The sequence below is a fragment of the Actinopolyspora mortivallis DSM 44261 genome (assembly GCF_000384035.1).
In the GTDB taxonomy this organism is placed as follows: domain Bacteria; phylum Actinomycetota; class Actinomycetes; order Mycobacteriales; family Pseudonocardiaceae; genus Actinopolyspora; species Actinopolyspora mortivallis.
In genome coordinates this window covers 1,088,481-1,111,844 of record NZ_KB913024.1, presented here as the reverse complement: position 1 = coordinate 1,111,844, position 23,364 = coordinate 1,088,481, and the positions used below count along the sequence as shown (strand labels likewise).

The window sequence follows — 23,364 nt, the reverse complement described above, 5'->3', positions numbered from 1 at the left end:
ACCGAAGGTCCCCGGTGGCCCTCCGGTCGCCCGTGGCGGAGGAGGTCGCGACACCGCGACACGATAGATTGCTCTCCCACCCACCTTTCCAGCGGCGACGGCATGTCAAGGGGGACGCTTCCGAATGGGCGGAGGGGACGGCAGGTCCACACCACCGGCGGGATTCGCCGATCCGGGGACACTCGCGGTGTTGATGGTGTTCACGCTGCTGCTGAGCACCATCGCCGGGGTCGGTTCGGCGATGCGGGCGGCCACGGCACGGGACATCCTGCGTGCCGACGGAGCGGAACGGATCGAGATCTCACCGCTGCCGAGCATGGGCACCAGGGGCAGGCTGAACGCGGAGAAACTGACCCTGGTCGAGTCCGTCGACGGGGTCCGCCAGGTCGTGCCCGACTACACCTCCTCGCTGCGCAGCCCGCGCGGCGGAGAGCTGCCCAGGGTCTCGTTGCGGACCCGCTCCTGGGGCAGCACGGTTCGGCCGCCGCTCACCGCCGGGACCGTGCCGAACCCACTGCCCCCGGACCAGATCGTGGTTCCCGCCCATGTCCAGGGGGTCGACTTCCGGGCCCACCTCGGCGAGCGCGTCCGGATGAACTACACGGTGCCCCCTCCCCCGAAGCCCGCTGCCTCCGAGGAGGAGTCCGGCGAGCGGGAGCGGACCCGATCCGGTCCCGACGACGAGGCCGAGGACGAACAGCGGGCGCAGGCGGCCTCCGTGGCGCACTCCGCCTCGGAGATCAGCGAAACCATCGAGCTGCGCATCGCCGCCACCTACGACCCCCGCTGGCACGCGGACGGACCGGACACCGCCTACGTGGCCCCGCGCACCGCGGCCGTGCTCGCCGCCGCGGCGGAGGGGACGACGGCGGAGCGGGTGCACGCCGTCAACGGGGCCGACCGGGTGGGTGTGGTCGTGGAGAAGGACACCGACCCCGCCGAGGTCGCCGCCCGACTCCGGGAGATGGGACTCGGAGCTTTCCCGCTGGTCGACCGGGAGCGGAACCTGATCAGAACGGTCGAGGTGTGGTACTACATCGCCCTGCTCGGGGTGCTGGTGAGCGCCGTGCTGCTCGGATTCCGGGGGGTGGGCCGTTTCACCGCGGCGGGCGGATCCGGCGAGGGAGCACTCGTGCGCGGCGCCGCCCTCGGACTGGGTGTGGGGGTGCTCGCCACCGGGCTGGGGGTGCTGGGTGCGCTGGTGCTGCGAGCCCCCATGGAGGAGTTCCTGGGACTGCGGATCCAGTGGTTCACCCTGGTCCCCGATCCGCGACGGGCACTGATCGCGGCCGTGCTGCCGGCGCTGGCCACCTTCGCGGGAGCCGCCGTCGGCTACGGCCGCTCCCGCGGTCTCGGATGATCCTGCCGGGGCCGGTCGTGCGCCCCACCACGCACCCGGTCCCGGAGGTTCCGCCGGGGTGGTGAACTCCTCAACCGTTCACCGGAGTGACGGCCCCACTGCCGTCCAGCACACCGACCACGTTGCGGGCGGCCAACATCGCCATCGCGGTCCGGGTCTCCGTGGTCGCCGACCCCAGATGGGGGACGAGCACCACGTTGTCCAGGTCGAGCAGCTCCGGCTCCACCTTCGGTTCGTTCTCGAAGACGTCCAGGCCGGCACCGCCGAGGGTGCCGTCCCGCAGTGCGCGGGCGAGGGCACGCTCGTCCACCACGGGACCACGACTGGTGTTGACCAGTACGGCGGAGGACTTCATCCGCGCCAACGCGGCCCCGTCGATCAGATGACGGGTTTCCTCCGTCAGCGGGCAGTGCAGCGAGACCACGTCGGAGCTCTCCAGCAGTTCGGGCAGCGAGAGGTACCGCGCGCCGGTCTCGTGCTCGACCTGCCGCTCGACCCGGTTCCGGGCGGTGTAGACGACCTCCATGCCGAAGGCCCGCGCCCTGCGGGCCACGGCACGCCCTATCTGGCCGAGCCCGACGATCCCCAGCCGCTTGCCCTGCAACCCGGAACCGAGCATGAACGAGAAGTGCCAGGACCACGGGGTCCCGGCACGAATGAGCCGCTCGCCCTCGGCGAGCCTGCGTGTGCACATCAACAGCAACCCGATGGTCAGATCGGCGGTCGCGTCGGTGAGCACGCCCGGGGTGTTGGTCACCAGCACTCCCCGGGAGTCCAGCGCGGGCACGTCCACGTTGTCGTAGCCCACGGCGACGTTGGCCACCACTTTCAGCGACGGTCCGGCCGCGTCGGCCAGTGCGCCGTCGACGCGGTCGTGCAGCATGGACACGACCGCGTCCGCACCCCGAACCTCCTCCGCGAGCTCCTCGTCCGTCATCGCCCGGTTCTGGGAGCACAGCCGCACCTCACCGACCGACTCCAGCACTCGCACCGCCGAATCCGGAATCCACCGGGTCACCACCGTTCGGGAGGTCACTCACTCATCCCTTCGCGTTCGCTCGTCGCGCTGCCCACGCACTATGCCGCGCAGCTTCGGAAGCCGTTCGGCCAAGGTGCGCTCCGCGCCCCGACCGCTCGGCTCGTAGTAGTCCCTTCCGATCAACTGGTCCGGCGGGTACTGCTGCTCCAACACCCCTTCGGACCGGTCGTGGGGGTAGCGGTAGCCGACGGCGTTTCCCTGCCGGGTCGCCCCCGCGTAGTGCCCGTCCCGCAGGTGTGCGGGAACGGTGCCCACCTTGCCCGCCCGGACGTCGGCCAGGGCGGCGTCCACGGCCGTGATGACCGCATTCGACTTCGGGGCCGTGGCCAGGTGCACGGTCGCCTGGGCCAGGGACAGGCGCCCTTCGGGCATCCCCACGAACTCGACGGCCCGGCTCGCGGCCACCGCGTTCTGCAGAGCGGTGGGATCGGCCATGCCGACGTCCTCACTGGCGTGCACGACGAGACGGCGGGCGATGAAACGCGGGTCCTCCCCCGCCTCGATCATGCGTGCCAGGTAGTGCAACGCGGCGTCCACGTCCGAACCGCGGATCGACTTGATGAACGCGCTGATCACGTCGTAGTGCTGGTCGCCGTCCCGGTCGTAACGCACAGCCGCCCGGTCCACCGCGGTCTCCACGGTGGACAGGTCGATCACCGTCCGGTCGTTGCTGCGCGCGGCCTCCGCCGCGGCCTCCAGTGCGGTCAGTGCCCTGCGGGCGTCCCCGGCGGCCAGTGCCACCAGGTGTTCCTCGGCCTCCTCCGAGAGTTCGCAGGCTCCGGCCAGCCCCCGCTGTTCGGTCAGCGCCCGGCGCACCAACTCCCGGACGGCCTCGTCGTCGAGTGGTTGCAGCCGCAGCACCAGCGAACGGGAGAGCAACGGCGAGACCACCGAGAACGAGGGGTTCTCGGTGGTCGCCGCCACCAGCAGCACGGTGCGGTCCTCCACCGCCGACAGCAGCGCGTCCTGCTGCGTCTTGGAGAAACGGTGCACCTCGTCGATGAACAGGACGGTGGCCTCACCCGAGTGGCCGAGTCTGCGGCGCGCCTCCTCGATGACCGCCCGAACCTCCTTCACCCCGGCGGAGAGGGCGGACAGTGCGACGAAGCGACGCCCGATCGCCCGGGAGACCAGCCCGGCCAGGGTGGTCTTCCCCGTCCCCGGCGGACCGTGCAGCAGCACCGAGGCCGGGGCGGCCCCCTCCACGAGCCGGCGCAACGGAGCACCGGGAGCGAGCAGGTGGTCCTGCCCGATCACCTCGTCCAGCGTCTGGGGGCGCATCCGCACGGCCAGCGGGGCGTTCTCGGCCAGCTGTCGCTGCGCGCGTCTCCGGGTGTCGGCTTCGAACAGCCCCTCGTCGTGCGGCCGACCGTCGGAACCGGTGTCGAACAGGCCCTCATTCACGGTTCCGACGCTACCCGGACGGCCCGACCCGGTGCCGTGGGACGGTCGTCCCCACGACCGGGCCGAGCCGACCTCACGTTCTCACCGCCCGTCGGGCAGGGCCAGCTCGACCGCGCAGGCGTCCTTGCGACGCTGCTCGGCCCAGTGCTCCACCGCCTGGTGACAGGCCCTGTCGAGATGCCGCAGCGAGGTCAGGTCAACGTGGGTGCTCCTGGTCGGCGGAAGTCGGTCCAACCTGTCCTGCAGCTGGGGCAGCCGCAGGAACGTGGCGTTGCCGTGCAACCGCACCCGGGCGTGCTCCTCGTCGTGCTCGACCTCGACCGACAGTCGGGAGACCTCCCACGCCGTCTTGATCACCGCGGCCACCAGACCGGTCAGCGTTCCGACCAACAGGTCGGTCGCCACGATCATCCCAGCCGTCAGCACGAGCACGAACGCCTCGGAACGCTGCTGGCGGAACAACGTGGCCACCTGGCGCACGCCGAGCAGTTTCCAACCGGCGTGGATCAGCAGCGCCGCCAGCGTGGCCAGAGGGATGTAGGACAGCACACCGGGCAGCAGCACCACGAACAACAGCAGCCAGATCCCGTGCAGCACCCGGGAGAGCTTGGTCCTGGCTCCGGCGTTCACGTTCGCCGTGCTGCGCACGATGACCGCCGTCATGGGCAGCGCCCCCAGCAACCCGCAGACGGTGTTGCCGGTTCCCTGGGCGACCAGCTCGGCGTTGAAGCGGGTCTTGGGACCGTCGTGCATCCGGTCGACGGCGACCGCGCTGAACAGGGTCTCCGCCGAGGCGATCAGCGCGAAGGTCACCATGGAGCCGATCACCGCGAGACTGGCCGCCGCGCCGAAGGCGTCCGGCGTCGGCATGTTGAGCGCCTCCGTCAGCGAGCCCACCCGGATGGTCTCCAGGGGAAGTCCGGTCACCGAGGTGAGTACGGCGGCGACACCGACACCGACCAGTGGGCCGGGAACGAGCCGCAGTTTGTGCGGAATCCTGGTCCACAGCACCATGGTCAACAGGGTGACCACGGCGATGACCACGCCGGAACGTCCGGCCGGTGTGGTGAACGCCGAGGTCAGCAACTCGGGGATGCGGGCGAACTTGGCGAACGTCTCGGAGGGCTGCTGCATTCCCCCGATGGGATAGATCTGCCCGAGGATCAGCACGAGGCCGATACCGGCGAGCATTCCCTGCACCACCGAGGGGGAGATGGCGCGGAACCAGGTACCGATGCCGGCCAGACCCAGGGCGATCTGCAACACCCCGGCCCCCAGCACGATCACGCCGAGCATGCCCAGTCCGTGCTCGGCCAGTGTGGAGGCCACCAACACGGTGAGCCCGGCGGCCGGGCCGCTCACCTGCATGGTGCTGCCCGGCATGCACCCGACCACGATGCCGCCCACGACACCGGTGACGATGCCCAGTTCGGCGGGCACCCCCGAGGCCACCGCGATTCCCACGCACAGTGGCAGCGCCACCAGGAACACGACGAGAGAGGCACCCAGGTCGAAACCGAAGTTCTGCTTGTTCCGTCGCAGGATCCCCGGGGAGTTTCCCGTTTCGGGAGGGGACGATTCGAGCTGTGTGGTCACTGTTCACTCCGTCAGGGTCGAAGAGCCGCACGTGTCGACAGGACACGCACGCACTCGTGGGGTCGTGGAAACTGGTCGCTGGTACGAGTGACAATCCGTCCGGGAAAGGGGAGTCACCCCGGTCGGAATGTCGTGGGACTCGCGTCTTTGCGAGTGAAAGAGTCGACGGACCTCGGTGCAGAACGACAGGACAGTCCTCGGAAAAACAACCCGAACGAGGGATGGACGTCGATAAGGGCGACGATATATTCCCCCACTCCGTCATCCTGAGTGGTCTTTCCGTGAAAGTCCTTTCATTCGTCCGCGGGTCCGCCCACTCCGCGCGGCCCGTGGCAGAGACCGCGCGGAAACAACCCGTCCTGGCGGACCGGCAGATCCATCACCGGCGATAGACCTGAAGTCTGGACTGGGAGTGGGCGGCTTCGCACAAACCACCCGTGCTCCCCACGGCGCGGGGATCTCCCGCGCGCACAGCCGAATCAACGTGTTCGGCGGTCACCCGCTTCCGTCCGGTTCCGCCCTCCGGCACCCGGACACTCCGCCGCTCGGTCCCTCGAAGGAGGATCCCGGGACGTTTACGGAGTTTCTCCTTCTCACCGGGAGCACCGTGTTCGGTCTTGTGTTCGGTGGAAACCGACCTGCCCGGATGGCCGGACACCCCGGCCGCGTGCACGGGGGAGAACACGACCAGAAACACCACGAACGACAGGAACAGCACTGTCCGCAGCACCGCGCCGGCCCTGGTGCTCACTGTCACCCCCGTGAACGAACAGGTGATCGTCGTCGACTTCGGATACGTCGACACTCCACATACTACCGGAGAAATGTTGCACGCGGGTGAACTCACGGTAGCCCAAAAAGGTATGAAACGCAGCGCGGACTCTTCTTGTCGGGCGAACCGAAAATTCTTCCACCGCAGCGGAAAAGCCCTCGCGAAAATCGTGTATCATATCACGTTTCGATAACCGGACCTTCTTCCGCCGACAGCGTCCGAACCGCTGCTCGCGATTCGAGCCGAACAGCGGTTCGTGGTGCGTCGCGCCGTGGCGAACGGATCAGCGGAAAGCGGGGTAGGGGCGCAGTTCCAGTACTCCGGAACCGAAACGTTCGAGCAACGCGGCCACCATGCGCTCGGAGAGCTCTGCCACCTCGGACACTCCGGCCGTGGACGCCTGTTCCCCGAGGCGGCGCCACCGATCCGCCAGCGCGGTACTGCGCCGCGGAGAGGGCATGTGGGCGTCTATGGGCGCGTCCAACTGTCCGCTGCGCGGCAGGAACCACCAGGTGGAGACCCAGACCCAGAGCAGCTGCGCCTCCAGCAACCTGGGCAGCAACACGGCGTCGTCGTCCAGTTCCGGCCAGACCTCCACGACCTCGGCCCGCCACGTGGCCAGCATGTTCCCCACCAGCTCGTCCGGCATGGCGTAGGAGCACCACGAGGACGGGAAGGGAAACCGCAGATAGGCCGCGTCCAGGGCCACGTCACGGACACAGGCCCACTCGAAGTCGAGGAAACGCACCCCGTTTCCGGTGACCAGACTGTTGTCCGGGCAGATGTCCGAAGGGCTGAACGAACGGTACCTGGTGGCCCCCAGCAGCCCGGAGGCCGTTGCCAGCACCCGCCGCACCGACTCCGGAGTGGAGACTCCCAGTGTCTGCTCCAGCAGCTCGGGCAGCTCCGTCAGTGAACGCCGGATGTCCGCGGCGACGGGATCGGTCCACGACTCCGCCCCCAACCTGCGCATCAGGGCGTCGAAGTCGGCCTCCCGACCGGCCATGGAGGTGTGCAGCCTTCCGAGGGCTCGGGCCCAGGCGAGCATGGACCGCTCCGCGGACTTCGGGTCGTCCGAGAAGAGCACGTCGGCCAGGGTGGCTCCTCTGCCCAGGTCCTCGAGCACGAGCAGTCGCCGTTCGGTGTCCTGGGCGATCAGTTCCGGTCCCACACGCAGTTCCCGAGGCAGGGCTGTGGCCAGCTGGCAGCTGGCCGCCTCGTGGGCGAAGGGGTCGGAGTACCCCTCCTCCGGGGGTGCCCCGTAGTGTTTGAGCACGAGGGTGCGCGGCAGTTCGAAGGGCGTTTCCGCGACCCGTACCCGCATGACGACCGAGCGGCCACTTCCCCCCAGATCCTCCGGATCGGCGAGCCGGACGGATGCTCCCGTTCTCCGGGTGAGCACGGCCTCGGCAGTGCCGATCGTGTCGGTGACCTCCGCGCTAGCGGGCACGCGAACCTCCGGCGGACCGGTGGTGATTTCCACGCTCATCGTCTCCAGACCCTACCGCCACCGCCCGTTTTTCCACGGGCCTGACCGGTCAAGTTGTCCCCCGGTTAGGGGAGTCGATCTCGTACCGCCCCGAGAACACGACCACCCTCCACCGTTACGCGGGTGACGGCGGATCGGCAACCCGTCCCACCGTCGGGTGGCACCGGGACGACGACGCACCACGACCGCCGGGATGCATCGCGTTATGGAACCGTTACCGAATCCGATCCTCCGCCGGGGTCACTGCGTGGCGGCCTCCCGGTCGGCGCCGCCGTTGCTCGCGCTCTCGCCCCCTCGCGCGGAGCGCTTGGCGGGTGTGGCGTCCACACCGGCCTCACGCCGCTGCTCGGCGGTGATCGGCGCGGGAGCTCCGGTGAGCGGGTCGAAACCACCACCGCTCTTCGGGAACGCGATGACGTCACGCAACGACTCGGCCCCGGTCAGCAACATGCAGATCCGGTCCCACCCGAACGCGACACCACCGTGCGGGGGCGGGCCGTAACGGAAGGCCTCCAGCAGGAAGCCGAACTTCTCCTGTGCCTGCTCCCGGGAGATGCCCAGCACCTCGAAGACGCGCTGCTGCATCTCCCAACGGTGGATACGGATCGATCCCCCGCCGATCTCGTTGCCGTTGCACACGAGGTCGTAGGCACTGGCCAGCGCCTCACCGGGGTGCTGGTCGAAACTGTCGGCCCACTCGGGTTCCGGAGCGGTGAAGGGGTGGTGCACGGCGGTGAACCCGCCACTTCCCACCGCCACGTCGTCGCTGTCCTCGACCGGCTCGAACATCGGGGCGTCGACGATCCAGACGAACGACCACGCACGCCGGTCGATCAGGTCACACATCTCGGCGATCTCCAGGCGCACCGCCCCGAGCAGCGCCCGGGAGGCGGCGGGGCTGCCCGCGGCGAAGAACACGCAGTCCCCGGCAGCGGCTCCCACCGCCTTGGCCAGCCCCTCGCGCTCCTCCTCCGAGAGGTTCTTGGCCACCGGCCCGGAGAGCGTGCCGTCCGAGCCCACGAGGACGTAGGCCAGTCCCTTCGCCCCACGCTGCTTCGCCCAGTCCTGCCAGGCGTCCAACCGACGACGCGGCTGGTCGGCCCCACCGGGCATCACCACGGCCCCGACGTAGGGGGCCTGGAACACCCGGAAGGGAGTGTTGGCGAAGTACTCGGTGAGATCGGTCAGCTCCACGCCGAAACGCAGGTCGGGCTTGTCCGTGCCGTACCGGGACATCGCCTCGTGGTAACTCAGCCGGGGGATGGGAGTGGGGATCTCGTAGCCGGCCAGCTCGCTCCACAACGCCGCCACGACGCGCTCGCTGACCTCGATCACGTCCTCGGCGTCGACGAAGCTCATCTCGATGTCGAGCTGGGTGAACTCGGGCTGACGGTCGGCACGGAAGTCCTCGTCGCGATAGCAACGGGCGATCTGGAAGTAGCGCTCCAGCCCACCGACCATCAGCAGTTGCTTGAACAGCTGGGGGGACTGCGGCAGCGCGTACCAGCTTCCCGGCTGCAGCCGGGCCGGAATCAGAAAGTCCCGCGCCCCCTCCGGGGTGGAGCGGGTCATCGTGGGGGTCTCCACCTCGACGAAGTTCCGCCGGTGCAGCACCTCACGGGCGATCCGGTTGGCCTCGCTGCGCATCCGGATCGCGCGCGCGGGCTCCGCACGCCGCAGGTCCAGATACCGGTGCCGCAGCCGCACTTCCTCGCCGACCTCCAGATGCTCGTCCAGCGGGAAGGGCAGCGGGGCCGACTCCGAGAGCACCTCCAGGTCGGTCGCGGTCACCTCGATCGTGCCCGTGGGGATCTCCGGGTTCTCGTTGCCCTCGGGACGGAGCACCACCTCACCCGTGAGTCGTACGCAGAACTCGGCACGCAACCGGTGGGCCCGCTCGGCCATCTCCCCCTCGCGGAACACCACCTGTGCGACGCCGGAGGCGTCACGCAGATCGATGAAGATCACCCCTCCGTGATCCCGGCGACGCGCCACCCATCCCGCCAGGGTGACGGACTGCCCTGCGTGGTCGGCGCGAAGCGAGCCGGCCTCGTGCGTGCGCATCACGGGTGTTGATCTCCTCTTCGGTAGGACTGCTGGCCGTCGTGCGGCGAGGACCTTCCCAGGTTAGCCAACGGGGAGCACCCACTCTGCAGCAGGTTTCGCACACCGTTCGTTCCCCCGACAGCGAGCGGGCGCACACCGACCAGGGGACACCGCACGGAGAAAGCGGCTGCGCGAAACACCGCCGTGACGTCCCGGACGGAGTTCCACCGCCCCACGGGAAGACGACATTCTTCGAGGACGTCTATTTCCCGCAATCTCGTTGCACGTACGTGATCGGGACAATTAGCGTCACGCACAAGGTTGGTCAGCACGAGGAGTGGTCATGGTCGTTCCCCGCACACGAACACCTTCCACGCCATCTCCGGCGATCGGACAGGAACATCGCCACCTCTCTTTCGAACTGGCGAAACTGCTGCGCACAGGTCCTTTCGATGTCGCTCTCCGGGCCGCCATCCGCTCGAGCAGACTCAGCCTGGAACGCATCCAGCACAGACTGCGCTCCCGGGGGACCCCGGTGAGCATCACCGCGTTGAGTTACTGGCAGTCCGGACGACGTCGCCCCGAACGTCCCGACTCCCTGGCCGCGTTGCGGGAACTGGAGGACGTGCTGGGAGTCCCGGACGGAGCGCTCTCCGCCCTGCTCGGTCCGCCGAAACCGCGCGGCAGAAGCAGGGGCGAGTCCACCGCACCGCCCCTGACGAGCCTGTGGTCCGACAACGCCTCGGCTGCCGGTATGCTCAGCCGGCTCGACACCAGCGCCGACGGGCACCTGACACGTCTGAGTCAACACGACGTGCTCGACATAGACGGAGCCGGCAAACAGCGCGGCCTGCGGGTGCGCCAGCTCGTCCGCGCCGAACGCAACGGGGTGGACCGCTGGGTGACGGTGTTCGACAACTCGGGCACCGACATCTCGCCACCGAGTATCCGCGCGATGAAGGGCTGCACGCTGGGGCAGGCGCTGTCCGACCACCGGAGTGGGGTGATCGCGGCCGAACTGCTGTTCGACCGCGCGTTGGAGAAGGGCGAGACCGCGCTGTTGGAGTACGAGATCAGCCACGGCCCGAACGGGCTCGTCGGCACCGACCAGGACCACACCTACTCGCGTAGGTTCCGACTCCCGGTGCGGGAGTACCTCGTCGAACTCCGTTTCGACCCGGACAATCCGCCGCTCTACTGCGAGAGTTTCTCCACCCGTTCGGACGGGTCCGAACTGGATCCTCCCAAACCCCTGTCGCTGGACTCGCGGGGACACACCCACACCGTGGCTCTCGACTTCGGATCCGGGGCGTTCTGTGTCCGTTGGGAACCGGCCCGCAGCGGAATGTCCGTTCCGGCCATGCTCCTTCCGCAACAGGCACACCGCTCCGGTTCGGAACTCGGTTCCGGCCTGTGCTGACAGGCGTCACGGGCCCGGAGTTCTCCCGGCGTCCCGGCTCGCGGGTTGGCTCAGGAACCACCGCGATCACCATCGAGGACCTCCTGAACGGTGCGGTTCAGGGCGGAGGAGGGCTCGATTCCGAACTCCGCCACCATCTCCCCGCGGATTCGGCGGAAGACGTCGGCGGCCTCCACCCGCCGTCCCGTCCGGCCGAGCGCCAGGATCAACTGCTCGAACAGCCGTTCCCGGTGGGGATACTGCGTGGTCAGCGCCTTCAACCGACCGATGACCTCGTCGTAGTTGCCCAGCCTGATGTTGAGCGCGATGAAGTCCTCCATCGCCAGGGTGTGGTACTCCTCGGCCTGCACCGCGGCGGCGTACAGCCGTGGACTCCGTTCCCGCACGTCGGCCAGTGCGGGCCCGCGCCAGAGATCGAGTCCCCGGCGCAGCATGTCGCTGGCCGCCGCAGGATCGGAATCGGCGATCTCGCGTGACTCCCCCCGCAGGGACTCGAAGACGAGCAGGTCGAGTTCCTCCGGCTCGAGGTCCAGCGAATACCCCAACCGGCTGGTCGTGATGCGGCGTCCGCCCCGTTCCGGGCCGAGAATCCGGTCCAGGTCGCGGCGCAGACGGGCCACGTGCGCCTGCAGGGCGTTGGCTCCCCGTTGGGGTAGCCCTTCCGGCCAGAGTTCCTCCTCGAGCCGCTCGCGGGGGACGACCTTGCCCGCGTTGAGCAGCAGCAGCGCCAGCAGGGTTCGTCGGATGTCCCCGGATATCTCCGCCTGTTCTCCCACGGAGTCGCAGACGCACACAACCCCAAGCACCCGGAAACGGATCACGGAAACCTCCCGCAGGAAAACAGCACTATGATATTTTCCCGGGACTCCGGGAAACGAAGAGGCCCGGCACACACCACCGAAAAGCACACCGGCCCAGCACTTCGGAATTTTCCCGAATTCCGCCCGCGCAGACGCCGGACAAAATCATCGGACCACTTCGAGTCTGCACGTCGGATATTAAGGGAATCTCGCAATGAACCCTATAGCCCGAAAGAGTGAAAAAGGAGGGAATATTCCAGAATACATTTAGGACGGTTTTCCTCGCGCCGGGGCACGACAGGAAACCCTTATTCGTCGAAAGGTTTCTCGCGGCGAGCCGCGACGGGTGACTTCGGAACCGCACCAGTGCGCGGAACAATTCGTCATCGGGGCGGAAACCTCGGGACGCTGGTCGGACCATCAGCCCGGTGGGGATTCCGCTCCGGGGATGTTCCGACGGCCCTACCGAACCCCACCCGTGGGAAACCACCCCTACCATGATTCGGTGCCCGACGATCACAGTGCCGCAGCGACACCACACCAGCACGGCCACGGACACGGACACGACACGGCACCGGCCTCACCCCGCACCAGAAAACTGCTGGGCGCGGTACTGAGCCCCTTCGTGCTCGCGGCGGTGATCGGGGCGGTGCTCCTGCACCCCTTCGGCGAATCACCGGAGAGCACCGCGCCGAGTGGTTTCGCCCGCACCCCCGTGGACGGAACGATCCTGCGGGCGGAGACCGGGCCGTGCGGTACCACGGACGGGGCCGGGAACCCGCCCGGTGGCGCCGGGCAGTGTCTGCGGCTGCGGGTGGAACTGGACAACGGCCCCGCCGCGGGTGACACCGTCGAACAGACCGTCCCCCGGGAACCCACCACTCCCGAGTTCGACGTGGGGGACGAGGTCGTGCTGGCCTACTCGGGGACCGCGCCGCGACGGGGAAGCTCCTACCAGATCGTGGACTACCAACGCGGCCCCTGGATGCTGCTGCTCTGCGCGCTGTTCGTCGGTGCCGTGCTCGCCCTGGGGCGGTGGAAGGGACTGGCCTCGCTGGCGGCACTGGGCGTGGCTTTCGTGATCCTCGCCGGATTCGTACTCCCGAGCATCCTGGCGGGGCGAAACCCCCTGTCCGTGGCCGTCGTGGGCGCCGGGTTGATCATGTTCTGCACGCTGTACCTCACGCACGGTCTCTCGGCCCGCACCTCCACGGCGGTGCTGGGAACCCTCACCAGCCTCACCCTGATCGGGACCCTCAGTGCCGTGTTCGCGGGACTGACCCGACTGACCGGCCTGGACGACTCCACCTCCGCGCTGATCGGGGCGCTGGGCCACGACATCGACGCACGCGGACTGCTGCTGGCCGGAGTGGTCATCGGTGCCCTGGGGGTGCTCGACGACGTCACGGTCACCCAGGCCAGCGCGGTGTGGGAGCTGCACCGGGCCAACCCCTCCCTGCGGGGAAAGGAACTGTACTCCTCGGCACTCCGGATCGGACGGGACCATGTCGCCTCCTCGGTGAACACCCTGGTGCTCGCCTACGCCGGTACGGCCCTGCCGCTGCTGCTGACCTACAGCCTGTCCGGAAACCCGTTCACCGACATCGTCACCACCCAGGACGTGGCCCAGGAGGTGGTCCGCACCCTGGTCGGAAGCCTGGGGCTCATCGCCGCTGTCCCGTTGACGACGGCGATCGCCGCGCTGATCGTGCGCGGGGAGAAGCGGAGCGGCACCCCTGCCGAAGACGAAGAACCCTCGGGAACACGCGTGGTCACGCTGGTCAGGAACGGGGCACGGCGCGGCGCGACACGCGCTACCGGAGCCGGATTCGCGGGACCAGGAGCCGCCTCCCCGTTCCGTACCGATCCGGAGAAGGGGAACCGCCCTCCCCTCCGCGTGGGCGGGCGGTGACCCGCCCGACCGGAAAAGTCACTCCGGCCACGGCAACTGCCCGGGCCGGAAGCGGCCCGGGCAGAAACCGATCTCACGACACGATCGGAAGAACCCCGGAAGAGTTACCACCTCCCCTCCGGAGGCAACGGAGAAGAGAATCCGTTCGACAAAGGAGCGACACTGTCGAGAAAACCGAGAATACTCTTTCGCGAACCTCCCAACGCCGAGAAGAGAGCCACCCGCGATCGAAAGAATACGAAAAGAGCCGGGGAGTGACAATTACTCGTTGAGGTGAAACGGTGCTTCTCGGGGGTGACGTCTCCGCCTCGGGGCGCGGCTCGGGAAACCATCCTCCCCACCCGCCCCGCACCCGGAACCGCTCCCCTCAGTCGAGGGTCGCCACGAACCTGGCCACGTCCTCGTTCGACAAACGACGGGCCAACCTCCCCGAGGGAGCCAGCGCGGCGAGCCGGTGGAGTGGACGATCGGCGGCGCCGTCCCCCCGAGCCTCGGACTTGAGCTGGGCCACCAGCAGCTCGGACAACACCAGTGCCCGCGTGTCCCCGGTGCCGGCCAAGGTGTCGGCCAGACGACGCAGCTCGTAGACACCGAGTTCCCTACCCCCGGTCCCGGCGTACATCGCCAGGGCCACGTTCAACGCCTTGTTCTTCGGCGGTCCTGCCACGAGCAGACTGATCGTGCGTGCCCCACGGACGTCGGTGACGAGCACGTCCAGCCGAGTGGCCCGTGCCAGGTCCACCCTGCGGGTCCCGAAAGCCCGCGCGGCCACCTGGGTGCCGTCCAGCCAGTAGGTCTTGCGGGCCTCCCCGAACGCCATCAGCGACAGCGGCACCGCCAGCACGGCGAAGGAGACCAGAAACCCCGGAGGTCCCGCGAACAACCCGACGATTCCGCCCACAGCGGCCCCGACCACCACAGCGACGACCACGACGCTGGTCGCGCGCCTGCGCACGACAGCACGGTCGAGCAGATCCAGCGAAACCACCCGTTGCTCACTCATCACGCCAGCACCGCCCGCACCCGGTCGACAACCTCCTCCGGGGCCACGTCCCACCACTGCTCCGTGACCGGCTCCGTCGTCCTCATCGCTCCCCTGATCAGGTGTATCAGTCCGCCGTCCCGCCGGGAACGCCCAGATCCCGCAGGAACGGGTTAGCGGCACGCTCACGTCCGACGGTCGTGGTGGGCCCGTGCCCGGGCAGCACCGCGGTCTCGTCGTCCAGGGACAACACCCGCGAACTCAGCGTCCGCAGTATCTTCTCGTGGTCCCCTCCGGGCAGGTCGGTGCGGCCGATCGCCCCGGCGAACAACGTGTCCCCGGTGAGCAGCAGCCGCCCGCCCTCCTCCGTGGCGGTCTCGAAGAGCACCGAGCCCTCCGTGTGCCCGGGGGCGTGGTGCACCGTGAAACGAATCCCCGCGATCTCGAGGGTCGTCGCACCCCGCAGGTCACGCAGTTCGTGGGGCACCGTCACGGACACGCCCTCGAAGAGCTGCCGTCCCTCGGGTCCCAGCGCGGCCCCGGGGTCACCGATCATGTACGCGTCCTCGGAATGGATCCAGGCCGGGATCCCGTAGGCACCGCACAGCACCCCCGCCGAGAAGACGTGGTCGAAATGCCCGTGGGTGAGCAGCACCCCCTCCGGGGTGAGTCCGTGCTGGTCCAGATGGCTGCGCACGGCCTCGACGGCGTCCTGTCCGGGGTCCACCACCACACAGGGCCCGTTCCTCTCCGGAGCCAGCACATAGCAGTTCGCCTGGAGCTGTCCGACCGGGAAACCAACAACAAGCACGGAGTGCTTCTCCCCTTCTGTTCGGGTACGAGCGTGCGACCGGGAGCCCGCGCACGGCCTGCCCCGGCCACGCGCCACCCGGCTCACTCCAGTACTCCCACCCTAGCCGTGCGGTCTCACGGTTCTCGCACACCGGCCCGTTCTACACTCGCCCGAAGGCGTGATCCCGGGATGTCCCCTCCCCGCGGAGACGGTGATCCGGTTCCGACGCGCCCGGTGCACGCCTCGGGCGAGGGACCCCAAGGTCGTTCGCACGGGCGCGAGGCCGGAACCACGCGGAGGGGCAACGGCCGGGATACGTCCCGGTCGGTCCACCGGCTGTGTGGGAACACCCCACCCACCGGCACCGGCCGCCTGCAAGTCGCCGCACCGGGGACTTCTCGACCGAACGACCCCGAGCACGGAGTGGGAACAGGTGTCCAGCAACGAAGAACGCCGCCAAGCGGCCAAGAGCAAGCTCGAACGCAAGCTCGCCCGTCAGGAGGAGCAGGCACGCAGACGCCGCACCGCCGCGGTCACGGCCACCATCGTGGTGGTGATCGCCGCCGTGGTGGGGGTCTACTTCCTGACCAGGATGGACGGTGGCCGGTCCGACGCGGCGGGAACGCCCTCGGAAACCGGTTCCCCCACCAGTGGGCCGCAGAACACGGAGATCTCCATCCCCAGTGAGCGTGCCCCCGCTCCCTCCCGGCAGGAACCGCTTCCCGCGCGGGTCTCCTGCGAGTACCGCTCCACCGGGGAACCGGCCGAACCGGTGGAGCCCCCGCAGGACGGGGAGGTCAGCGCGAAGGGGAGTCTGGAGGCCACGATCGAGACGAACCTCGGCGACATACCGGTCACCCTGGACCGCTCCCTGGCACCGTGCACGGTCAACAGCTTCGTCCACCTCGCCGAGGCCGACTTCTACGACGACTCCCCCTGCCACCGGCTGTCCACCGAGGGGTTGCAGATGCTGCAGTGTGGCGATCCCACCGGCACCGGCAAGGGCGGACCCGGCTACCAGTTCGACGACGAGATCGCCTCCGGCATCGAGTACGGACGTGGCTACCTGGCCATGGCCAACTCGGGTAAGAAGAACACCAACGGCAGCCAGTTCTTCCTCGTCTACGGCGAGGCACCGCTGAGCCCGGACTACACGGTGTTCGGCACCGTCTCCGACGAGGGGCTGAAGGTGGTCGACGAGGTCGCCCGGGCCGGGCACGACAACTCCTTCCCCACCGTGGGCGGCGGAGCACCGAACAAGGAGATCACCTTCACCGACGTGCGGATCTCCTCCTGAGACACGGGAACGGCGGGACACGGGAATCCTCCGTGTCCCGCCGTCCTCGTGGGCGCGGTTCAGGAGGCCGAGGTCATGCGGTACACGTCGTAGACCCCCTCGATGTTGCGCACCGCCTTGAGCACGTGCCCCAGGTGCTTGGGGTCGCCCATCTCGAAGGAGAACCGGCTGACCGCGACCCGGTCCTTGGAGGTGGTCACCGAGGCGGACAGGATGTTGACCTTCTCGTCGGCCAGCACCTTCGTCACGTCCGACAACAGCCGGTGCCGGTCCAGTGCCTCCACCTGGATCGCCACCAGGAACACCGAGGAGTTCGAGGGGGCCCAGTGGACGTCCACCAAACGCTCGGGCTTGCCGCGCAGGTCGGCGGCGTTGTTGCAGTCGGTGCGGTGCACGCTGACCCCTCCGCCTCTGGTCACGAAGCCCAGGATCTCGTCGCCGGGAACCGGGGTGCAGCAGCGCGCCAGCTTGGCCCACACGTCACCGGCGTTGGCGCCCTCCACACGGACCCCGGAGTCCCCGGAGCTGCGGCGCTGCTGCTGGACGGTGGAGGGGGTGGAACGTTCGGCGATCTCGTCCTCGGCCTGCTCCACCCCACCCAGCGAGGCGACCAGCCGCTGCACCACGTGATGGGCGGAGACCTGGCGCTCGCCGACGGCCGCGTAGAGCGCGGTGACGTCCGTGTAGTGCAGTTCCTTGGCCACCGAACCGATGGAGTCCGCCGAGACCAGCCGCTGGACCGGCAGCCCGAGCCTGCGCAGTTCCTTGGCGATGGCCTGCTTGCCGGACTCGATCGCCTCCTCACGGCGTTCCTTGGCGAACCACTGCTTGATCTTGGTCTTGGCGCGGGGCGAGGCGACGAAGGACAGCCAGTCCCTGCTGGGCCCGGAGCCCTCGGCCTTGGAGGTGAAGATCTCGACGACCTCGCCGTTCTCCAGCTTGCGCTCCAGGGCGACCAGTCTGCCGTTCACCCGGGAGCCGATGCACCGGTGTCCCACCTCGGTGTGTACCGCATAGGCGAAGTCCACCGGTGTGGACCCGGCGGGCAGCGTGATCACATCCCCTTTCGGGGTGAACACGAAGATCTCCCGGGTGTTGAGGTCGTAACGCAGTGACTCCAGGAACTCACCCGGGTCGGCGGCCTCCCGCTGCCAGTCCAGCAGCTGGCGCATCCAGGCCATCTCGTCGATCTCGACCCCCGCGCTGCCCCTGTTGCGCCCGCGGGTCTCCTTGTAACGCCAGTGCGCGGCGATGCCGTACTCGGCTGTGCGGTGCATCTCCTCGGTGCGGATCTGCACCTCCAGCGGTTTGCCCTCCGGCCCGACCACCGTGGTGTGCAACGACTGGTAGACCCCGAACTTGGGCTGGGCGATGTAGTCCTTGAACCTGCCGGGCATCGGCTGCCACAGCGCGTGCACCACCCCCATGGCGGCGTAACAGTCCCGCACCTGGTCCACCAGGATCCGCACACCGACCAGATCGTGGATGTCGTCGAAGTCCCGGCCCCGCACGATCATCTTCTGGTGGATCGAGTAGTAGTGCTTCGGCCTGCCCTCCACCTTCGCCGACAACCGGGCGGCGTCGAGGTTCGCCGAGATCTCGTCGACCACCTTGCGCAGGTAGGTGTCCCTGGAGGGAGCCCTGTTGGCCACCAGCCGCACGATCTCGTCGTACTTCTTGGGTTGCAGGATGGCGAAGGCCAGGTCCTCCAGCTCCCACTTGATGGTGGCCATGCCCAGGCGGTGCGCCAGCGGGGCGAGCACCTCCAGTGTCTCCCGCGCCTTGCGCACCTGTTTCTCCGGCGGCAGGAAACGCATGGTCCGCATGTTGTGCAGCCGGTCGGCCAGCTTGATCACCACGACCCGCGGGTCCCGCGCCATGGCGATGACCATCTTGCGGATGGTCTCGGCCTCGGCCGCGGTGCCCAGCTTGACCTTGTCCAGCTTGGTCACCCCGTCGACCAGGTGCGCGACCTCCTCCCCGAAGTCGGCGCGCAACTGCTCCAGCGGGTAACCGGTGTCCTCGACCGTGTCGTGCAGCAGGGCCGCCATGAGCGTGGTGGTGTCCATCCCCAGCTCGGCGAGGATGGTGGCCACGGCCAGCGGATGGGTGATGTAGGGGTCCCCGGACTTGCGCTGCTGGTCGCTGTGCTTCTCCTCGGCCACGTCGTAGGCGTGCTGCAACTGCCCCAGGTCGGCCTGGGGGTGCAACTCCCGGTGGACCGAGGCCAGCGGTTCGAGGACCTGTTTGACCTGGGTGGGCCGCTGCGCGGTGATACGCCGGGCCAGCCGCGCGCGCACACGCCTGGTGGCCGAGGCCGAACGCTGCGCGGCGGACTCGGTCGCAGGAGACTCGACTTCTTGGCTCACAGCACGCTCCCGGGTACTCGAGGATCCACTCGCCCCGGGTCCATTCTCCGTTCACGGTACACCCGCGGTGCCCATGCATGACCCGGACATCGAGCATAACGCCACCAGCCCCGGGCACCCTTCCCCACCGGTCCCGTGCCGCGCCGGGCGGTCGCCGGGCTCCGTGAACGACCGGCCGCCGATCGGCGGAACCGGTCGGCGGGAAGCCGCTCCGGTGTGGCGGCGGCCGGAGCCCCACGGACTCCGGCCGCCACGCGGTCAGAGCGTGCTCGCTCAGCGCCTCCGGCGGGCGGCCCCGCGCCGTTCGGCCTTGCCGGAGGGCCGCCCCGTGGCGGCACGACCGGATCCGTTCACGGCCCCGGCGCCCGCCATGCGGTCGGACTCGGGGGAGGTGTCCGACCGCCCGGCCGGGTTCTCCTCGACCTCGTCCTCACCGGAACGGTGGCGCCTGCGCTGCAACACCTTCCGTTCGTGGGCGCGGTAGGCGGACTCGCGCATCTTCAGGTCGACCAGCAGCGGGGTGGCCAGCAGGATGGACGAGAGCACCCCGGCGAGCATGCCGACTCCCTGTACCAGGGCGAGGTCCCGAAGCACGCCCACGCCGAGCAACCCGGCACCGACGAACAGCAGGCCCAACACGGGCAGCAACGCGATGATCGAGGTGTTGATCGAACGCATCAGCGACTGGTTCACGGCGAGGTTCGCCGCCTCCGGATAGGTGCGCCGAGTCACACTCAACAGCCCGGAGGTGTTCTCCTTGACCTTGTCGAAGACCACGACCGTGTCGTAGAGCGAGAAACCGAGGATGGTCAGCAATCCGATGACCGTGCTCGGGCTGACCTCGAAGCCGACCAGCGAGTAGATCCCGGCGGTGACGAGCACGTCGTGGATCAACGCGACCAGCGCCCCCACGGCCATCCAGCGTTCGAAGTAGAACGCCAGGAACACGGTCACCAGCACGAGGAACACCGCCAACGCGATCAGCGCCTGTCTGGTGATCTCGTCGCCCCAGGTTCCGCTGACGGCGCTGTCACTGATGGCCTCGGGGCTGGGTTGCCCGTCCGCCCCGAGCGGGCGCAGGTCCTCGTAGAGGGCGGACTTCACCTCCGCGAGTTCCTCCACGTCGAGTTTCTCGGTGCTGATCTGCACCGTCTGGGAGGCTCCGCTGCCCACCAGCTGTACCGAGGAGGGATCGTTGCCGAGCGTGTCCCGGACGGTCCGTTCGGCCTGCTCGGTGCTGATCTGCCCGGAGGCTCCCTGGGCGGGCATCGAGATGTTGGTGCCGCCCTCGAACTCGATGCTGAGGTTAAAGCCCTTGATCCCGATGGAGGCCGCCGAGACCAGCATCAGCAGGCCGAGGATCACGTACCAGTACTTGCGCTTGCCGACGATGTCGAACGCCCCGGTACCGGTGTAGAGACGTTGCAGCACTCCCCTGCCGCCCGCGGCGGGGGCGTTCCCGTTGTTCCTGGTGGTGTCCACGCCTCACGCCTCCTTCGGAGTGCCGCCCGCGGCACTCTGCTGCCGGTTGCCCTGCCGCTGCCTCCTGGCGCGCTCACCCATCCGCTGGACGGCACCGAGGCCGGTGACACCGGGACGGGAGAGGAACTTGCTGCGGGATGCCAGGGCCACCAACGGGTGGGTGACCAGGAAGACGACGATCAGGTCCAGCACCGTCGACATCCCGAGCGTGAAGGCGAAGCCCTTCACCTGGCCGACCGCGAGCAGGTACAGCACACCGGCCGCCAGGAAGCTGACCGCGTCGGCGGACAGGATGGTGCGGCGTGCCCGCGCCCAGGAACGCGGCACCGCCGAGCGGAACGTCCTGCCCTCGCGGATCTCGTCCTTGAGCCGTTCGAAGAACACGATGAACGAGTCCGCGGTGATGCCGATCGCGATGATGAAACCGGCCATGCCCGGAAGGTCGAGGGTGAAGCCGATCCACCTCCCGAACAGCACGAGCACGCCGTAGACGACCGCCCCGGACAGTATCAACGAGAGGATGGTCAGGATGCCCAGCAGGCGGTAGTAGAACAGGCAGTAGACCGCGACCAGGATCAGTCCGATGCCGCCCGCGAGCAGGGCCGCCTCCAGGGAGGCGATGCCCAGGGTGGGCGAGACCGTCTCGGCGGTGGACTGGTCGAAGGCCAGCGGCAGGGAACCGTACTTGAGCGTGTTGGCCAGGTTCTCGGCCCGCTCCTGGTCGAAGTCCCCCTGGATCTCCGTCTGGCCGCCCACGATCGGGCTGTTGATCGAGGGGGCCGAGACCACCTGGGTGTCCAGCACGAAGGCGACCTGCTGACCGACGTTCTTGGAGGTGAAGTCCGCCCAGGTCTTGCCGCCCTGCGGCTTGAAGTCCAGGTTCACGGTCCACTGCGTCTTGCGCTGCCCCGGCGGGGCGGCGTTCGCGTCGCTGATCTCGGTTCCCTGGATCAGTACCGGGTCGAGGATGTACTTGTTCTGCCCGTCCTCACCGCAGGTGACCAGCGGGCGCTTCGGGTCGGCGTTGCCGCGCAGCGGGTCCGGGGCGTCGCAGTCCAGCGTCATCAGGGCCTGCCGCTGCACGGCGGGGTCCTCGCTCTGCCGCAGTTCCTTGGCCTGCCGGATGCGTTCGGCCCTGCTCCGTTCGTCCCCGCCGTCGTTCTGGGCGGGCTGTTCGGACTGCTGCGCGGGCTCCTGCTGGGCCGCGGCCTGCGGAGTGGTGTCGGCGGGGTTCTGCTGGTCCTCGCCGCCGTCCGCGCCCTCGGAGGGGGTTCCCTGCTGCTCGCCCTGGCCGCCCTGGCTGCCCGGCATGTTGCCCTGGGTCACGGAGGCGGGAACGACCTGGTTGACCTTGCGCAGGTTCAGCTTCGCCGTCTGCCCGAGGCGTTTGGCCTGCTCGCCGTCCTTGCCCGGAACCGTGATGACCAGGTTCGTCCCGTCGATGGTGACCTCGGAACCACTCACCCCGAGGCCGTTCACCCGCTGCTCGATGATCTGACGGGCCTGCTTCAACGACTCGTCGCTCGGCGGCTCACCGTTGGGAGTGCGGGCCGTCAGCGTGACCCGGGTACCACCCTGTAGGTCGATTCCCAGCTCCGGGGTGGGCTTACGGTCGCCGGTGAAGAACACCAGACTGTATATGCCCAGCAGAATCGCCACGAAGGCCAGCAGGTAACGCGCCGGCCGGATCTGCCCGCGTGGAGGTGCCACGTTAGGTCTGTCTCCTCGTCCGAGGTCGGTGCCGAAGGTCCAGCAGTCGTGTCAGGGCCCGCCGAGGCCCGCGCCGGGCAGAACGACCCGGGGCGGCGCACGGTCACCGAGCGGCGGCCCTGTTCGACTGTTCAGTTTGACAGGTCACGCTCGGGACCCCACCGCAGGGAGGGGCCAACCGGAACATATCCGCACGACTCCGGATTGGCCACCGTGATCGACGGCCTCCGGCGGGCGGGAACACCGGCCCGCGCGGAATCCGGCGTGTTCGCACCGGGCACACCGGAACACGCCGGTGGCGAGAATCCGCCACCGGTCCAGGGGCCCGCACCCCGGGAGACCGGAGTCTCCCGGACACGCCCTGTCGTTGGTGCGGCGGCTCCGGACGGAGCTCAGCCCGTCTTCTGGGTCTCGGAGTCGGCGGTCTCCCGCTCCTCGGAACTCTCCGCGGCGGGCTCACCCGCCGGTTCGGAGTCCTCGGAGTCCTCGTCGGCGTCCTCCGAGGACCCGCTCTCGACCCGCTCGCGGATGGCCTGGCGCAGCCAGGTGGTGACCACTCCGTCGGCGATCTCGAGGTCGACGGAGTCGTCCTGGGTCCTCACGACGGTGCCGAACACTCCCGAGGTCGTCATGACCCGGTCACCGACCTCCAGGGAGTTCTGCAGCTTCTGCTGCTCGTTCATGACCTTGCGCTGTCTGCGCATCTGGAAGAACAGCAGCGCGGCGATTCCGACGAGCAGAATCGGGAAAATCAGGCCTTCCATCTCGCTCCGTCCACGGACGTGTCCCGGACAGCGCGGCGACCGCGACAGCGGGGCCGTGCACCACCGGCGTCCGGCTCGTTCGAATGTGCCTCCCCCAGTGTGCCAGGCTCACCTGCGGTGAAACGCGCC

General features: G+C 68.8%; 17 protein-coding genes. 4 read left to right on the top strand and 13 right to left on the bottom strand.

What is annotated here, in order from left to right:
* Positions 1–124: 124 nt before the first annotated feature.
* Entirely contained in the window at positions 125–1,360 is a 1,236-nt protein-coding gene (locus tag ACTMO_RS0105455) for a CBS domain-containing protein (RefSeq protein ID WP_019853655.1), read from the top strand.
* Positions 1,361–1,430: 70 nt separating this feature from the next.
* Here ACTMO_RS0105455 and ACTMO_RS0105450 read toward each other — a convergent pair whose 3' ends face one another.
* From ACTMO_RS0105450 to aspS, 6 genes are all read right to left on the bottom strand, one after another.
* Positions 1,431–2,396, bottom strand: a complete 966-nt coding sequence (locus tag ACTMO_RS0105450) for a 2-hydroxyacid dehydrogenase (RefSeq protein WP_019853654.1) — start codon at positions 2,394–2,396, stop codon at positions 1,431–1,433.
* The gene (locus tag ACTMO_RS0105445; protein WP_019853653.1) at positions 2,397–3,803 is read right to left on the bottom strand and encodes a replication-associated recombination protein A; all 1,407 of its coding nucleotides are present in this window, start codon (positions 3,801–3,803) and stop codon (positions 2,397–2,399) included.
* Positions 3,804–3,884: 81 nt separating this feature from the next.
* Positions 3,885–5,399 (bottom strand): SulP family inorganic anion transporter, encoded by a 1,515-nt coding sequence (locus ACTMO_RS0105440; RefSeq protein ID WP_019853652.1) that lies wholly within the window; start codon positions 5,397–5,399, stop codon positions 3,885–3,887.
* Between the two features lie 379 nt (positions 5,400–5,778).
* On the bottom strand, positions 5,779–6,204 hold the full coding sequence (locus ACTMO_RS0105430) for a hypothetical protein (protein ID WP_019853650.1): 426 nt from the start codon (positions 6,202–6,204) through the stop codon (positions 5,779–5,781).
* A gap of 250 nt (positions 6,205–6,454) precedes the next feature.
* Positions 6,455–7,660 carry a hypothetical protein gene (locus tag ACTMO_RS0105425; protein ID WP_019853649.1) on the bottom strand — a complete coding sequence of 402 codons (1,206 nt, stop codon included), beginning with the start codon at positions 7,658–7,660 and terminating at the stop codon, positions 6,455–6,457.
* Positions 7,661–7,900: 240 nt separating this feature from the next.
* Entirely contained in the window at positions 7,901–9,727 is a 1,827-nt protein-coding gene (gene aspS / locus ACTMO_RS0105420) for an aspartate--tRNA ligase (protein ID WP_019853648.1), read from the bottom strand.
* Between the two features lie 322 nt (positions 9,728–10,049).
* Between aspS and ACTMO_RS20390 the strand changes: the two genes are divergently transcribed.
* Positions 10,050–11,126: a hypothetical protein gene (locus tag ACTMO_RS20390; protein ID WP_019853647.1), complete on the top strand. Its 1,077-nt coding sequence runs from the start codon at positions 10,050–10,052 to the stop codon at positions 11,124–11,126.
* Positions 11,127–11,176: 50 nt separating this feature from the next.
* Here ACTMO_RS20390 and ACTMO_RS20385 read toward each other — a convergent pair whose 3' ends face one another.
* Entirely contained in the window at positions 11,177–11,932 is a 756-nt protein-coding gene (locus ACTMO_RS20385; protein ID WP_245556045.1) for an AfsR/SARP family transcriptional regulator, read from the bottom strand.
* Positions 11,933–12,431: 499 nt separating this feature from the next.
* Here ACTMO_RS20385 and ACTMO_RS20380 point away from each other — a divergent pair, with 499 nt between their 5' ends.
* Positions 12,432–13,838 (top strand): YibE/F family protein, encoded by a 1,407-nt coding sequence (locus ACTMO_RS20380; protein WP_245556043.1) that lies wholly within the window; start codon positions 12,432–12,434, stop codon positions 13,836–13,838.
* Between the two features lie 367 nt (positions 13,839–14,205).
* Here the strand turns inward: ACTMO_RS20380 and ACTMO_RS0105400 are convergent, their stop codons facing one another.
* Together ACTMO_RS0105400 and ACTMO_RS0105390 are read right to left on the bottom strand one after the other, a co-directional pair.
* Positions 14,206–14,841 carry a hypothetical protein gene (locus tag ACTMO_RS0105400; RefSeq protein WP_019853644.1) on the bottom strand — a complete coding sequence of 212 codons (636 nt, stop codon included), beginning with the start codon at positions 14,839–14,841 and terminating at the stop codon, positions 14,206–14,208.
* A 106-nt stretch (positions 14,842–14,947) separates the two neighbouring features.
* A complete protein-coding gene (locus ACTMO_RS0105390) occupies positions 14,948–15,631 on the bottom strand; it encodes an MBL fold metallo-hydrolase (protein WP_026448906.1) in 684 nt (227 codons plus the stop codon).
* Positions 15,632–16,046: 415 nt separating this feature from the next.
* On the opposite strand from ACTMO_RS0105390, the gene ACTMO_RS0105385 reads away from it, so the two are divergent.
* The gene (locus ACTMO_RS0105385; protein WP_019853642.1) at positions 16,047–16,910 is read left to right on the top strand and encodes a peptidylprolyl isomerase; all 864 of its coding nucleotides are present in this window, start codon (positions 16,047–16,049) and stop codon (positions 16,908–16,910) included.
* Between the two features lie 59 nt (positions 16,911–16,969).
* Here ACTMO_RS0105385 and ACTMO_RS0105380 read toward each other — a convergent pair whose 3' ends face one another.
* The 4 genes from ACTMO_RS0105380 to yajC form a co-directional block, all read right to left on the bottom strand.
* Positions 16,970–19,279 (bottom strand): RelA/SpoT family protein, encoded by a 2,310-nt coding sequence (locus ACTMO_RS0105380; protein WP_019853641.1) that lies wholly within the window; start codon positions 19,277–19,279, stop codon positions 16,970–16,972.
* Positions 19,280–19,552: 273 nt separating this feature from the next.
* Positions 19,553–20,761, bottom strand: a complete 1,209-nt coding sequence (gene secF / locus ACTMO_RS0105375) for a protein translocase subunit SecF (protein ID WP_019853640.1) — start codon at positions 20,759–20,761, stop codon at positions 19,553–19,555.
* A gap of 3 nt (positions 20,762–20,764) precedes the next feature.
* Complete coding sequence (gene secD, locus ACTMO_RS0105370) at positions 20,765–22,471, bottom strand: protein translocase subunit SecD (RefSeq protein WP_019853639.1); 1,707 nt, start codon at positions 22,469–22,471, stop codon at positions 20,765–20,767.
* 392 nt (positions 22,472–22,863) lie between these two features.
* Entirely contained in the window at positions 22,864–23,235 is a 372-nt protein-coding gene (gene yajC, locus ACTMO_RS0105365; RefSeq protein WP_019853638.1) for a preprotein translocase subunit YajC, read from the bottom strand.
* Positions 23,236–23,364 lie beyond the last annotated feature (129 nt).